This window comes from Enteroscipio rubneri (assembly GCF_963929405.1).
Classification (GTDB): domain Bacteria; phylum Actinomycetota; class Coriobacteriia; order Coriobacteriales; family Eggerthellaceae; genus Enteroscipio; species Enteroscipio rubneri.
Genome location: NZ_CAWVIN010000002.1, coordinates 701,157 through 715,254, shown reverse-complemented (window position 1 = coordinate 715,254; position 14,098 = coordinate 701,157). Strand labels below are relative to the sequence as shown.

Genomic DNA, 14,098 nt, shown 5'->3' with positions numbered 1-14,098 from the left:
GGGATTTCTCTGCTCCTTCGACCTATCGGTCACCCAGCGATCACGAATCGTAAAGCGCAGCCACGTCTGCCGAATCGGCGATGAAGGTTCATCGCGCGCACGTACCGCTGGATACACAATGAGATAGAATACCAAAGGATCGGCACGTTTGCACGACGAATCGCAAAAACACCCATTTTGATCCGCCTCGGGAGGGAAGGCCCCCAGGAAGCGCAGGCTCTCAGTGAAGGCTTGCACGAGGATCGAAGGGGCGTGTCGGCCCGCCTCGATACGCCTGAGGCACGTTCGAGAGAGGCGGGGGACGTCCCTTGCAGCATCCCTATCGATCCCAAGGTTCTGTGGTCAAATGTAAGCCGCTCCGCTGAGTTGCCGGCTTCCGTGGGTTTTCGGCGAGCGCCGCGTTCAGGCGCGGTGCTCGCTGGTAGAATAAGTGCGTTTTCCCCGCAGCGCCAGCATGTCGCATGGCGCTGCACGACGTGAAAGACAGGATATGACCGACCCGAATCTCATCCGCAACTTCTCCATCATCGCGCACATCGACCACGGCAAGTCCACGCTCTCGGACCGCATCTTGGAGCTCACGGGTACCGTGGCGCACCGCGACATGCAGGCGCAGCTGCTCGACAGCATGGACATCGAGCGCGAGCGCGGCATCACCATCAAAAGCCAGGCGGTGCGCGTGGACTACACGGCCGACGACGGTCAGACCTACCAGTTCAACCTCATCGACACGCCGGGCCACGTGGACTTCACCTACGAGGTCTCGCGCTCGCTCGCCGCATGCGAGGGCGCCGTACTCGTGGTGGACGCCACGCAGGGCGTCGAGGCGCAGACGGTGGCCAACGCCATGATGGCCATGAACGCGAACCTCGAGATCATCCCGCTCATCAACAAGATCGACCTGCCTGCCGCCGATCCCGACCGCGTGCGCAGCGAGATCGAGGAGGGTCTCGCCATCCCCGCCGACGACGCCGTGCTCGCCTCCGGCAAGACCGGCGCGGGCGTGCACGATCTGCTGGAGGCCGTGGTATACAACATCCCCGCGCCCACCGGCGACCCCGATGGGCCGCTGCGCGCGCTCATTTTCGACTCGTACTTTGACCCCTACCGCGGCGTGGTGGCGCTCATCCGCGTGGTGGATGGCTCGCTCAAGAAGGGTGACCGCGTGCTCATGATGGCCACGGGCACCGAGGTGCTCGTGGAGGAGGTGGGCGCGCGCCGCCCTGCCGAGACGGCTATGCCGCAGCTCTCGGTGGGCGAGGTGGGATACCTGGTCACAGGGCTTAAAGACGTACGCCAGGTGAAGGTGGGCGACACGATCACCGCCACCGCACGCGGCGTGTCGGAGCCGCTGCCGGGCTACCGCGAGGCCAAGCCGATGGTGTTCACGGGCCTGTTTCCCATCGACGGCGACCAGTACGAGCCGCTCAAGGAGGCGCTCGAGAAGCTGTCGCTCAACGATCCTGCGCTGGTTTGGGAGCCGGAGAAGTCGCACGCACTCGGCTTTGGCTTTCGCGTGGGCTTTCTGGGGCTGCTCCACATGGAGGTCATCAAGGAGCGCCTCGAGCGCGAGTTCGGCCTGGACCTGTTGGCCACCGCGCCGTCCGTGGAGTACCACGTGTACCGGGCCGGCGGCGAGATGATCAGCCTGCACTCGCCGCAGGAAATGCCCGACCCCGGCGAGATTGAGCGCATCGAGGAGCCCTACCTCAAGGCGAAGATCCTCATCCCGCCCGACTACGTGGGCGCGGTCATGGAGCTCACCACCGCGCGGCGCGGCACGTTCGTCACCATGAACTACCTCTCGCCCACCACGGTGGAGATGATCTGGGAGATACCGCTGTCGGAGCTCATCATGGATTACTTCGACAAGTTGAAGTCCAACACGAAGGGCTACGCCAGCCTCGACTACGACTTCGACGGGTACAAGCCGAGCAAGCTCGTGAAACTGGACATCCTCCTGTCTGGTAAGCCGGTGGACGCGCTGTCGTTCATCATCCACAAGGACAAAGCATACGACCGAGGGCGCATGCTCACCGAGAAGCTGCGCGGCATCATCCCGCGCCAGATGTTCGAGGTGCCCATCCAGGCCGCCATCGGCGGGCGCGTGCTGGCTCGCGAGACGGTGAAGGCGAAGCGCAAGGACGTGCTGGCGAAGTGCTACGGGGGCGACATCAGCCGCAAACGTAAGCTGCTCGAGAAGCAGAAGGCCGGCAAGAAGCGCATGAAGAACATCGGCAGCGTGGAGGTGCCGCAGGAGGCGTTCATGGCGATTCTGAAGGTGGACGACTGATGAGCAAGAAAGACGATTTCGATTGGTTGGACGACCCGTTTGACGAGAAGAAGGCCGCACGGCAACCTGAAGGCATGAGCGGCCGCGCAAAGGCGGCGGTGGGCTGCGGGTGCCTCGTCGCCGTCGTGGGCTTCGTGCTGCTCGTGATCTTCTCGTTGGTGAATATGGCCGACATCCTGGCGGGTTAGGATGTCGACGAAGGAGAAGCGCATGTCGATCGACCCCATCATCGAACTCATGCTCGAACTGCGTTCCGCCTGCTCTTTCAAGGACGCACCCATCGCGCGCGAAGACCTTGAAGCCATCGCGGCCTGCGGGCGGCGGACTCCTTCTACGTACGGCCGTCGAGAAAGGACGTTCGACGCGTTCGACGCGCCGGCGCGCGGCGAGGAGCACGATGCGTGCGCGCTGGGACGCGCAGCCGCCCCTGGCAGAATCAGCGATCACGCAAGATTCGTGGCATGGGCGTAGACGGCATGTTCGATTACTTCCGGCAGCATAGGATCTTGCTGGCGCCCATGGCGGGCGTGAGCGACGAGGCGTTCCGCGCCCTCTGCCGCGAGCAGGGGGCCGACCTCGCCTTCACCGAGATGGTGTCGGCGAAGGGGCTCTCCTACGCCAACGAGAAGACGCGCCATCTGCTGCGCCTCGCGCCCGGCGAGGACCAGGTGGCCGTGCAGCTGTTCGGCCATGAGCCGGACACCATGGCCGAACAGGCCGCATGGATCGAGCAGGAGATGGGGGAGAGCCTCGCCTACCTCGACGTCAACATGGGCTGCCCCGCGCGCAAGATCGTGTCGAAGGGCGACGGCTCGGCGCTCATGAAGGATCCGGCCCTCGCCGCCGCCATCGTGCGCGCCGTGAGGGCGGCGGTGAGCTGCCCGGTGTCGGTGAAGTTCCGCCGCGGGTGGGCGATGGGCGAGGAGACGGCTCCCGAGTTTGCGCGCCGCATGGAGAACGCGGGCGCGTGCGCCGTGGCCGTGCACGGGCGCTTCGCCGAGCAGCTTTACCGGGGCAGCGCCGATTGGGGCGCGATCGCGCGCGTGAAAGAGGCCGTGGCCGTGCCCGTCGTCGGCAACGGCGACGTGCGCTCGGGCGCGGATGCGGTGGCGATGGTCGAGCGCACCGGCTGCGACGCCGTGATGATCGCGCGCGGCGCCGAAGGCAATCCCTGGGTGTTCGCGCAGGCCAAGGCGGCGCTCGCGGGCGAACCCGAACCGCCGGCGCCAAACGCGGGGGAGCGCGTCGCCATGGCGCGTCGCCACGCGCGGCTGCTTTCAGAGCGGGAGGGCAAGAACATCGTGCGCATGCGCAAGCATGCCATGTGGTACCTGGCCGGGCTCCCGGGAGCCTCGGCGGCGCGGGCGAAGATCAACGCGTGCGTGTCGGTGGAGGATTTCGACGCCGTGTTCGACGAGCTGCTGGATTATGGGGGTCGTCCGCGTGAGGCGGGGTCGGCGGGCACGCCGTGCTCGGACAGTCCTCGCTTCGCTGCGGAACTGCGCGCGGCATGCCCGCCGACCCCGCCTCACGCTGCTCTTCCGCCATCCTGAGCGAGCGGAGCGAGTCGAAGGGTCCGTCTAAAAACAATCGCACTGTTCTCCCGGCGGGAGGAGGCTCCTGGAAGCCTTCGGCTGGGGGGAGGGGGAGGAGACTTGCGTTATGCCCCATGATCCGTACAAGGCTTTGTACCTGCATCTGCCGTTTTGCGTGAAGAGGTGCGCTTACTGCGATTTCGCGACGGCTGCCGTGCCGGCGGACTCGCCGGAGATCGACGCGTACGTCGAGGACCTGTGCCTCCAGATCCGCCGCAAGGCGAAGGAGGGGGAGCTCAGCGCGATCGAGACGGTGTATCTTGGCGGGGGCACGCCCTCGCATGCAGGGCTCTCGCGGTTGTCGATGCTCTTGTACACGCTGTCGCTCTCGATGCGCCTCGAACCCGATGTGGAATGCACGATGGAGGCGAATCCGGAGAGCCTCACCGAGCGCATGGTGCGCGACATTTGGGCGCTCGGAGTGAACCGTCTGTCCATCGGCGTGCAGAGCTTCGACGACGAAGTGCTGCGCATCCTTGGGCGGGCGCACGACGCGGACGCAGCTCGACGCGCCGTCGAGGCCGCTCGAACGCGCTTCGAGAACGTGAGCGTGGACCTCATATGCGGCATTCCCGGACAGTCAACGGAAAGCTTCGAAGCGAGCGTACAGGAGGCCGCGCATCTCGGCGTCTCGCACGTGAGCGTGTACCCGCTTACCATCGAGCCGCACACGCCGTTCGACGCTGCGGTGCTCTCGAACGAGCTGGAGGAGCCTGACGACGACGTGGAGGCCGCGCACATGGAAGCGGCCGCACGCGTGCTCACCGAGGCGGGATTCGCACGCTACGAGGTTGCAAGCTACGCGCAGCCCGGCTTCGCCTGCCGTCACAATATCGCATACTGGACAGGAGTGCCGTACTTAGGGCTTGGCCGCTCGGCCGCAACGATGACGCAGAACGCGGAGCGGCGCATGCGCATGCAGGACGGGCGTGCAACCGACGATCTCGATGCGCGCCAGATGGCCGCCGAGGATCTCATGCTGGGCATGCGCATGTCGCAAGGTGTTTCCGACGCGCAGGTGAAGCAAGCCGAAGCACTCGGCCTCGCAGCGGATGAGGCGTTCACCGAACTTTCCGAGCAGAGCCTCGTAGTTCATGAAAATGGCCGCTGGCGCCCCACCGAGCGCGGATGGCTCTGCGGAAACGAGCTTTACGGCCGCTTGTTCGACTTGGCATAGAAAGTAGCGCAAGGCGGGGAGGCGGTTCGGAGCAGCGGGCAGCGGGGAACTGTCGAGTTTCTCCACATTTCAGCGCTTTCGTTAGCACTCTCCCGCCTCGGCTGCTAGAATGATGCGTCGGCATCGTCGAGGAGAGGACGGCCTGCCGCACGTCGCCGCCGCGCAGCATGCGCGCCAGCGACGCTCGGGGCAGGATTCGGAGGAGAGAGGAAGGTGGAGAAGCGTGCTATCGGACAGGCGGCAGCGGGTGCTTGCGGCCCTTATCGAAGAATACGTTGCACGCGCTCTACCCGTGGGTTCGCGTACGCTCACCGAGCGCTATCAACTGGGGGTGAGCCCCGCCACTGTGCGCAACGAGCTCTCCGTGCTCGAGGACGAGGGCTATATCGCTCAGCCGCATACCTCGGCCGGCCGTATCCCGACCGATCACGGCTACCGAGCTTTCGTCGACAACCTTCTTGAGACCGATATGGGGAATGACGACGTCCGCTATGCGGAAGTCGTCGACGAGCTGCGCCGCAGCGCGAGCGAGCTCGACTCTCTTTTGGGTCGGACATCGACGGCCCTTACGCGCCTCACAGACTGCCTTTCGATCGTTCTCGCTCCTTCGGTGCTGAATCTGCATATCAAGCAGCTCTCGCTCGTGTCGCTCAATCCTCACCGAGCTCTCGTGGTGCTCGTCACCGAAGACGGCCAGGTGTTCAACCGTCAGATGGAGTTCGCCGAAGAGGTGGCCGCCGAGGATCTCGCGCAGGTTCAGCGTTTCCTGGGCGATGTGTTCACCGGCAAGACGCTGCACGAGATCGAGGACGGCCTCGGCGCGGGGATGGTGGAGGCGTTTCGCGACCCTCTCGTTCGCATGGCGCTCGACGAAGTGCTGTCCTGCCTCCAGGAAAGCTCATCGTCGCGGGCGCGACGGCTCGGGGTGTGCTCGCTTCTCACGAAGCCCGAGTTCAGCCAGTCCCAAGCTCTGCTGCCGGTCATGCAAGTGCTCGAGGACGATACCGTGCTGCTGCACATTCTCGACGACGCGGCTGCCGGCGGGGCGGGGCCCACGGTTCGCATCGGTCGGGAGAACGAAGCGGAGGAGCTGGCGGGCGTGTCCGTGGTCGCCAACCACTACGGCCGGGGTGAATCGGCGGGCATCGTAGCCGTCATCGGACCCACGCGCATGGATTATTCCAAAGTGATCAGGGCGGTTCGCATTGCAAGTTCCGCCTTGGAGGACGTGTAAAAACAATGGAGAGCGACAGGGGACGAAGCACGTTGCCTTGTCGACGAGGAAAGGTAAGACACGCAGATGGCCAAGGATCTGTACGAAGTTCTCGGCGTTTCCCGAGATGCGACCGAAGACGAGATAAAAAAGGCGTTCCGTCGCAGAGCTCGAGAGCTGCATCCCGACGTGAATAAAGCTGCCGATGCTGAGGATCAGTTCAAGGAGCTGAATGAGGCCTACGACGTGCTTTCGGACCCGCAGAAGCGCAGCGCTTACGACCGTTTCGGCACGATTCCCGGAGCAGCGGGCGGCGGCAGCCCCTACGGCGGCGGTTACGTGGACTTCGAGGATCTGTTCGGCGGCGGCTTCGGCATGGGCGACATCTTCAGCTCGTTTTTCGGCGGGCAGGCTACCGGGCGCACGCCTATGCGCAAGGAAGGTCGTGACATGGGCGTGGGCTTGCGCTTGACGCTTGAAGAAGTCGCGGCCGGCGCCAAGAAGGAGATCGTCTACGATCGTCTGGCCCCGTGTCCCGACTGCGAGGGCTCGGGTCTGGGTCCTGACGGTCGCGAGATCACCTGTCCCGACTGCCGCGGCCAAGGCCGCGTGGTTAGCGTCCAGCATACATTCCTCGGCGACATGCAGACCTCCGCCACGTGCAAGACCTGCGGCGGCACGGGGCATACGATCGAGAACCCCTGCCCTGAATGCGAGGGCCAAGGCCGCGTTCCTGACAGGCAGCGGGTGACGGTGGAGGTGCCGGTAGGCATCCGCGACTCGCAGCAGCTGCGTCTTTCCGGATTCGGAGAGGCGGGCATGCACGGTGCGCGCCCAGGCGACCTCATTGTAACCTGCCGCATCCAGCCCCACGAGTTCTTCGAGCGCGACGGCGACAACTTGCATGCACGCGCGAACGTCTCCATTGTGCAAGCAGCACTCGGCGCCGAAATCGAACTCGACGGCATTTTCGAGGACGAGAAAGTGCTCGTCCGCATTCCCGAGGGATGCCAGAACGAGCAGGTCGTGCGCGTGAAGGGCTACGGCATGCCGAAGTTCCGCAGCGAATCGCGCGGAGACATGTTCGTACATGTGAACGTCGTGGTGCCCAAGAAGGTGACGAAGCGTCAGCGCGAGTTGCTGGAGCAGTTGGCCGAGGAACTGGGCGAGGACGTGGCCGAGGAGCGGACGCCGTTTCAGAAGCTGCGCGACGCGTTCAACTAGCAGGTAGCGATGTCCCTGCAGCATTTTTACCTTGAAGATCAGGTACTAGGTGAAGAGGTCGGCGAAGTGTTCCCGCTGCGCCTCTCGATCGATGACGCGAAGCACGCCCGCGTGCTCCGGCTCGCATCAAAAGAGCATATCGCGGTAATCGATGCGGTTCAGGATTATTTCGAATGCGAGGTTGTCGCTTTCGATGACGCGCTCCCGCTCGTGCGCATTGCGCGACGCTTCGAAGCGGAGCCGGACGGCCCGACCGTCCTGCTCGTGCAGGGTCTTGCCAAGGGCGACAAAATGGAAACCGTGATCAGACATGCTACCGAACTGGGCGTTGCAGGGTTCGTGCCTTACACGGCCGATCGATCCATCGTGAAGCTGGACAGAAAGAAGGCCGCGGCGAGAACCGAGCGTTGGCGCGCCGTAGCGAAGAGCGCCGCTATGCAGTCGGGGCAGCGTTCCGTTCCGGAGGTATGCAAGCCGGCGTTACTTGACGAGGTGTGCGGGATTCTCGCGAATGCTTCGGCCGTGCTCGTATGCTGGGAGGATGCCCCTTCGCATGCGAGCATCGACGAAGCCTTGGAACGCGCACTCGCGCGGTGCGGTGCTTCACCTGACGAGGCTCGCGTGGCGGTGGTCGTGGGCCCCGAGGGGGGCCTTGCGAAGCGCGAAGTGGAAGCGATGCTTGCCTGCAATTCCCGAGCATCGCTCGTCACGCTCGGTCCGTCTATCCTGCGCACCGAAACGGCCGGCATCGTGGCTCCCGCGATCGTCCTGCATGAGCTCGCACGTTCGACGCGCAAGCTGGATGCCTGGGCAGGCCGGTCGAAACGCGCCGCAGGGCGCGACGTAGACGCATCCTTCGCGCAGGAGGCCGGACGCATCCCGCGGCCTGCTACGATCAGCCGGCCTTTAGAGGGGATCTGATGAACTTCGCTGTCGTCAACCTAGGGTGCAAGGTGAACCGTGTCGAGTCGGACGCGGCGGCTGCCGTGCTTCTCGCGCAGGGGGCCTCGCCTGCGCGCGAGGAGGACGCCGATCTAATCGTGGTGAATACGTGCACGGTCACTGGCGAGGCCGAAAAGAAGACGCGCAAGGCCGTCCGCCGCGCATTGCGCACGAACCCGACTGCGACTGTCGTCGTCACGGGTTGCGCCGCCGCCGTCGACGCAGCGTTCTACGAAAGTTTGGACGAGCGCGTAGAATGCGTGGCCAAGGCGGCGCTGTCCGCTCGTGTGAGAAAACTCGCCAACGACATGGGCGCTCGCTCTCCGCTCGTCGCGTCGCTGCCGGTGGGCGCGGGTTTCCGCTCGCGCGTCGGTGTGAAGGTGCAGGACGGCTGCGACAACGCGTGTACGTACTGCATCGTGCACGTTGCGCGCGGTCGCGCGACGAGCAGGCCTGCCGACGAAGTGACGGCCGAATGCGTCGCTCTCGCAGCGGCAGGCGTCAGAGAAATCGTGCTTACAGGCATCAACCTGGGATCGTATTGCGATGGCGCGAAGCGCGATGCGTCCGCGATGCGCTTGGCCGGCCTGCTGCGCCGCTTGCTCGGCGAGACGGAACGCCTGCGCGCACCGGGCGAGTTGCCGTGTCGCTTCCGTATTTCGAGTGTCGAACCTCGCGACGTGGATGATGCGCTTGTCGATCTTCTCGCCACCGCCGACGGCCGCATCTGCCGCCATCTGCATCTACCGCTCCAATCTGGCAGTTCGAAGGTGCTGCGCGAGATGGCACGCCCCTACGATGCGGATCAGTTCCGCGCGCTCGTCGAGCGCCTCCATGCCGCCGTGCCCGGGCTCGCGCTATCCACCGATATCATTGCGGGATTTCCAGGCGAGACCGACGTCGAGTTCCAGGAGACGCTCGATGTGGCGCGAGCCTGTCGTTTCGCGAAGATCCACGCCTTTCCCTACTCCCGGCGCGACGGCACACCCGCCGCCGAGCGCACAGACCAGGTACCGCCCGAGGTTAAGGCTGCGCGTGCTGCGGCCTTGCGCTCCCTCGGCGACGAGCTGCGCACGGCCGAGCGAATCCGTCGCGTCGGAACCGTCGAACTCGCTCTGGTCGAGGAGGCCGGCATCGCGATGACGGAAAGCTACTTCGAGGTCGCGGCTCCCACCGGAATTCCGGTGGGAGCGCTCACGAAGGTGACGATCGATGGCGCATCGCCCCCGTCAGAAGCCATGCGCGTTCGCTGTTTGCCCTTGTCGGTTCAGTGACAAGGGCGCACGGCAGGAGGGGGCATGGTACAATGCTGCCTATGACAGATCAGACGCAAATTACTTTGACCGCCCCGCAGAGTGTGAACATGGCGCTTGTCGTGGGTCCGGCAGACGAGCTGCTCCATCTCGTGCAAGATGCGTTCCAAGCGCGCATCACCGTCCGTGGGGACTCTATCGTGCTCGAGGGCGACCCCCTTGAAGTGCAATCGCTCACTGCATTGTTCAGCGATCTTATCAAGCTGGTCGAAGACGGCGGCGAGCCGAGCGTTGGCTACGTGCGCCGTGCGATCGACCTGTTGCATACGGCCGAGTTCTCTCCTCAAGCATTGCGCGAGGACATCCTGCTCACGTACCGCGGTCGCGCTATCCGTCCGAAGACGGCGGGCCAGAAACGCTACGTCGACGCCATCCGCGAGAACACCATCACCTTCGGCATCGGGCCGGCGGGCACCGGCAAGACCTATCTTGCCATGGCTATGGCCGTGGCTGCGCTCAAACGCAAGGAGGTGGGGCGCATCATCCTCACGCGCCCGGTAGTGGAAGCGGGGGAGAGCCTGGGCTACCTGCCGGGGACCCTCACCGAGAAGGTGGATCCTTATATTCGGCCGCTCTATGACGCGCTGTTCGATATGACCGACATGGAACGCGCCCAGCAGCTCATCGAAGGCGGGGTCATCGAGATCGCTCCGCTCGCGTTTATGCGCGGACGCACGTTGAACGATAGCTTCATCATTCTCGATGAAGCGCAGAATACCACGCCCGAACAGATGAAGATGTTTCTCACGCGCCTCGGCTTTGGCTCGAAGATGGTCGTGACCGGCGACGTTACGCAACTCGACCTTCCAAAGGGCATTTCGGGCCTCAAGGGGGTTCGCAGCATTCTCGAAGGACTCGACGATATCGCATTCTGCGATTTCACCGGCAAGGACGTGGTGCGCCATTCGCTTGTAGCGGCCATCGTCGCCGCATACGACCAAGCGAGCAGAAAGGCTTGACGACAATGGATATCCAAATCAGCTACGACTACCGCAAAGAGGATCTTGAGAAGCTACCGCTCGAGGAGCTTACGCGGTTCGTGCTCGCACGCGAGGACAAACCCTTCAATACGGAGGTATCAATCAGCTTCGTCACCGACGAGGCCATCGCGGAGCTCAACGAGAAATACCGCGGCAAGACCGGCCCTACCGACGTGCTTTCCTTTGAATGCGACGGCGTGGACGACGACTTGTCCGCCATGACGCTGGCCGAGGACCCCATCTTCGAACTCGGCGACGTCGTGATCGCTCCCGATGTCGCCAGCCGGCAGACCCGCGAATTCGGCACCACGTTCGAAGAAGAAATCAGTTTGCTTCTCGTACACGGCCTTTTGCATCTCTGCGGCTACGACCATGTGGAGGACGACGAGGCGGAGGTCATGGAAAAGCGCGAGGCCGAGATTCTCGAAGCTTGGTCTAAGCGCTAGGTACGCGAGACGGGATTGGGGATGAACGCTTCAAACGCTGTGGGCGGAGAAAACCGTCCGGTCGGTGACCCCGAGGTCCGCGATGAGCCGGGTTTCGGCGAGGAAGGGTTCGTCCGAAACGAGGCGGACAAGGCATCACACTCAAGGTTTTCGCTGGTCAACGCTTTCGCCTGTGCGATAAGCGGGCTGTTATACGCCCTGAAGACCCAACGCAACATGAAAATCCACGTAGCTGCGGCCGTCTTGGCTGTGATCCTTGGCTTCGTCCTGGCCATCGACCCGCTCTCATGGGCTGCCGTCGCCGTGTGCATCGCACTCGTGCCGGCCGTCGAATGCGTCAACACGGCACTTGAATCCGTGGTGGATCTCGTATCTCCGGGTTATGCCGACCTTGCCAAACACGCGAAGGACTGCGCTGCCGGCGCCGTGCTCCTCTGCGCAATCGGCTCTCTGATCGTGGCTTGCGCCGTGTTCCTCCCGCCGGCGTTCGCTTTGTTCTGCCAATAACGAAAGGAATCCCTTGGAAGCTTCCGATCCCGATTTTCGTTCCGGATTCGTCACGCTTGTCGGCCGCCCGAACGCCGGCAAGTCGACGCTCGTGAACGCCATCATGGGCAAAAAGATCGCCATCACCTCCAATACCGTACAGACGACGAGGCATCGATTCCGCACGGTGCTCACGCGCGACGATTACCAGCTCATACTGGTGGACACGCCGGGTCTGCACAAGCCTCATGATGCCCTTGGAGAAGAGCTGAACACCTCCGCCTTGAAGGCGCTTGAGGATGTGGACGTGGCCGCCATGCTCGTGGATTCCTCGAAGCCGGTCGGCACGGGGGATGAATGGGTGGCAGCACAGCTTGCGCATGTGCGTGCCAAGAAAGTGCTCGTGCTGTCGAAGATCGACCTCGTGGACTCAGAGCGGCTGGCGGCGCAGCAAGAAGCGGCAACGAAACTCGCTCCATGGGACGCAGTCGTGGCCTTGTCGTCCGAGACGGGTGCGGGTGTTCGGGAGTTCGTCGACACGGTAGCCGGCATGCTGCCGCCAGGGCCGGCGTGGTTCCCGAAAGATATGGAGACTGACCAGCCTCTCGAAGTCGTCATCGCCGAGTTCGTTCGCGAGAAGATCCTGCGCACTTTTCGCGACGAAGTGCCGCATGCCATCGGCGTACGCGTCGAGGAGTTGGAATACGTCAAAAAAAAGGATCTCACTCGTATCTATGCCATCGTGTACGTGGAGCGCGACAGCCAAAAAGGCATCATTATTGGCAAGAAAGGCGCCGCTATCAAGCAAATCGGCATCGAAGCGCGCGCCGACCTCGAACAACTGCTCGGAACGCGCGTCTATTTGGATCTGTCGGTGAAAGTGAAGAAGAATTGGAGGCGCGACGCGAGTCAGATTCGCCGCTTCGGCTACGGCGAGGGCGCGTAATGGCCTGCGGCTATCCCGAAGCGGATGGTCGAGTGCTTTGCGGAAGAAGAGCTCTGAGGTTCTGAGGTTCTTTTCGATCCGCGTCCGAACGTATGCTCGCGCTGCAGGCGTGGATCTGCTGGACGTGAGGTGCCCCGGCCCGGATCGTCTAGTCTTGGAGCGCCGCCGAGCGTTCGGCAATGGCGGCGTTGCTTTCGCGTACCTTCGCTTCGATGCGCTCTTTCTCGGACCCTTCGGCCGGAGTGGGCTGGTAGTTATTGCGTTCGCTTGTCGAGGAGATGGAGCAGGCAATGATGTCCACAGCGTCGTCGTCCGCGACTTCATCACCGGCGACGGCGAACGTCTGCTGAAACATCAGGCAGTCCTTGTCGTCGGGGTCGCTGTTGCCTCCAAAGCAGAAGTTCCCCAGACTGTAGACAATGTAGCGCCCCTTGTATTTCTCATAGCCCTGGATGACGTGGGGATGCGAGCCTATCACAAGATGCGCGCCGGCATCGATGGCGCTGTGCGCAAGCTCGATCTGAACATCGTCTGGCACGTATTCCCGTTCGACCCCCCAGTGTGCATATACGGCTATGATCCGGGCACCCGCTTCTTGCGCTTCCCGGATGTTAGCCGTCATCTCGTCTTCGACATCGATTCCTAGAGCGAGTTCGTACGTGCCGATGAGGGCCACTTTTACGCCTTTCACGTCGAAGTAGGCGATGCGCTCGTAGCCAAACGTCGAAATGCCGGCACCCTCGAGCGTCGCGATCGTGTCGGCGTAGCTTTGCTCGCCGTAGTCTTTCGAATGGTTGTTCGCCATGGACGCTGCCTCGACATCGCCCTGAACGAGCACCTGAGCGTATTCCGCATCCCCTTTGAAAGCGAACGTCTTGTCCTGACGATCAGAGGATTCGGTCAAAGTCCCCTCCATGTTCACGATGGAGAGATCGTCGGCGGCGAAGATGCCCGCCACATTGGAGAAAAACCACGAAGGATCGTCCACGCTGTCGTAGCGCGCGTTGAAACTCGTGCTCCGATCGAAGCTCTCATCGGTGCCGAGCGTGCAATCGCCCGCGAATGTGAGGGTGATTGCAGTCGGATCCGAAGACGCCGTCTCGCCTCCGGTGTTATCCGCCGGTGCTTGCGCAGGCGCGCTCGAAAAAGCGCCTGCAGCGAAGACGACGAGAACGACGACGACCGCGATCAGGGCAACGCCGGCAACGACCCAGGTCGGATGCAAACCGCGGCGCTGAATGGATGCGCCCCCCAGAACGGCCGGCGTCGTCGATGCGCCCCTGCGCGACGGCTGCGAGCCGACGCGGCGCGCTGCGCGCACGGAAGGTCGCTTTATCGGTTTGGATCGCTCGTTTCTCATGCGAACAGAATACACCATGGCGAAGGCAAACAGAACTGGGCAGGAATCGCCGGCTGCTCGCGCTCTCGGACGGCTTTACTAGCTTCTTGAGCGTTCGCCGCAGCGCGATCGGCGAGCGCCCGG

General features: G+C 63.5%; 14 protein-coding genes. 13 read left to right on the top strand and 1 reads right to left on the bottom strand.

The window, feature by feature from the left end; translation table 11 throughout:
• Positions 1–490: 490 nt before the first annotated feature.
• From lepA to era, 13 genes are all read left to right on the top strand, one after another.
• On the top strand, positions 491–2,293 hold the full coding sequence (lepA, locus tag ABGT83_RS06560; RefSeq protein WP_103264601.1) for a translation elongation factor 4: 1,803 nt from the start codon (positions 491–493) through the stop codon (positions 2,291–2,293).
• Complete coding sequence (locus tag ABGT83_RS06555; RefSeq protein ID WP_346686554.1) at positions 2,293–2,481, top strand: hypothetical protein; 189 nt, start codon at positions 2,293–2,295, stop codon at positions 2,479–2,481. Before lepA ends, ABGT83_RS06555 begins: the two co-directional genes overlap by 1 nt.
• Positions 2,482–2,503: 22 nt before the next feature.
• Positions 2,504–2,764 carry a hypothetical protein gene (locus ABGT83_RS06550; protein ID WP_346686552.1) on the top strand — a complete coding sequence of 87 codons (261 nt, stop codon included), beginning with the start codon at positions 2,504–2,506 and terminating at the stop codon, positions 2,762–2,764.
• Positions 2,755–3,846: a tRNA dihydrouridine synthase DusB gene (gene dusB, locus ABGT83_RS06545; RefSeq protein WP_346686550.1), complete on the top strand. Its 1,092-nt coding sequence runs from the start codon at positions 2,755–2,757 to the stop codon at positions 3,844–3,846. Before ABGT83_RS06550 ends, dusB begins: the two co-directional genes overlap by 10 nt.
• A 109-nt stretch (positions 3,847–3,955) precedes the next feature.
• On the top strand, positions 3,956–5,065 hold the full coding sequence (gene hemW / locus ABGT83_RS06540; protein ID WP_103264605.1) for a radical SAM family heme chaperone HemW: 1,110 nt from the start codon (positions 3,956–3,958) through the stop codon (positions 5,063–5,065).
• Positions 5,066–5,288: 223 nt separating this feature from the next.
• On the top strand, positions 5,289–6,299 hold the full coding sequence (gene hrcA / locus ABGT83_RS06535) for a heat-inducible transcriptional repressor HrcA (protein ID WP_187143264.1): 1,011 nt from the start codon (positions 5,289–5,291) through the stop codon (positions 6,297–6,299).
• A gap of 66 nt (positions 6,300–6,365) precedes the next feature.
• Positions 6,366–7,502: a molecular chaperone DnaJ gene (gene dnaJ, locus ABGT83_RS06530; protein ID WP_346686547.1), complete on the top strand. Its 1,137-nt coding sequence runs from the start codon at positions 6,366–6,368 to the stop codon at positions 7,500–7,502.
• Between the two features lie 9 nt (positions 7,503–7,511).
• A complete protein-coding gene (locus ABGT83_RS06525) occupies positions 7,512–8,423 on the top strand; it encodes an RsmE family RNA methyltransferase (RefSeq protein WP_346686545.1) in 912 nt (303 codons plus the stop codon).
• On the top strand, positions 8,423–9,718 hold the full coding sequence (locus ABGT83_RS06520) for a MiaB/RimO family radical SAM methylthiotransferase (RefSeq protein ID WP_103264609.1): 1,296 nt from the start codon (positions 8,423–8,425) through the stop codon (positions 9,716–9,718). Before ABGT83_RS06525 ends, ABGT83_RS06520 begins: the two co-directional genes overlap by 1 nt.
• A gap of 41 nt (positions 9,719–9,759) precedes the next feature.
• Positions 9,760–10,716, top strand: coding sequence for a PhoH family protein (locus tag ABGT83_RS06515; protein WP_346686543.1), 957 nt, complete (start codon positions 9,760–9,762; stop codon positions 10,714–10,716).
• 5 nt (positions 10,717–10,721) lie between these two features.
• Positions 10,722–11,183, top strand: a complete 462-nt coding sequence (gene ybeY / locus ABGT83_RS06510) for an rRNA maturation RNase YbeY (RefSeq protein WP_103264610.1) — start codon at positions 10,722–10,724, stop codon at positions 11,181–11,183.
• A 21-nt stretch (positions 11,184–11,204) separates the two neighbouring features.
• Positions 11,205–11,690 (top strand): diacylglycerol kinase family protein, encoded by a 486-nt coding sequence (locus tag ABGT83_RS06505; RefSeq protein WP_103264611.1) that lies wholly within the window; start codon positions 11,205–11,207, stop codon positions 11,688–11,690.
• Between the two features lie 13 nt (positions 11,691–11,703).
• Entirely contained in the window at positions 11,704–12,615 is a 912-nt protein-coding gene (era, locus tag ABGT83_RS06500; RefSeq protein ID WP_346686540.1) for a GTPase Era, read from the top strand.
• A gap of 148 nt (positions 12,616–12,763) precedes the next feature.
• On the opposite strand, the gene ABGT83_RS06495 is transcribed toward era, so the two are convergent.
• Entirely contained in the window at positions 12,764–13,936 is a 1,173-nt protein-coding gene (locus ABGT83_RS06495; protein WP_346686538.1) for a CapA family protein, read from the bottom strand.
• Between the last annotated feature and the right edge of the window lie 162 nt (positions 13,937–14,098).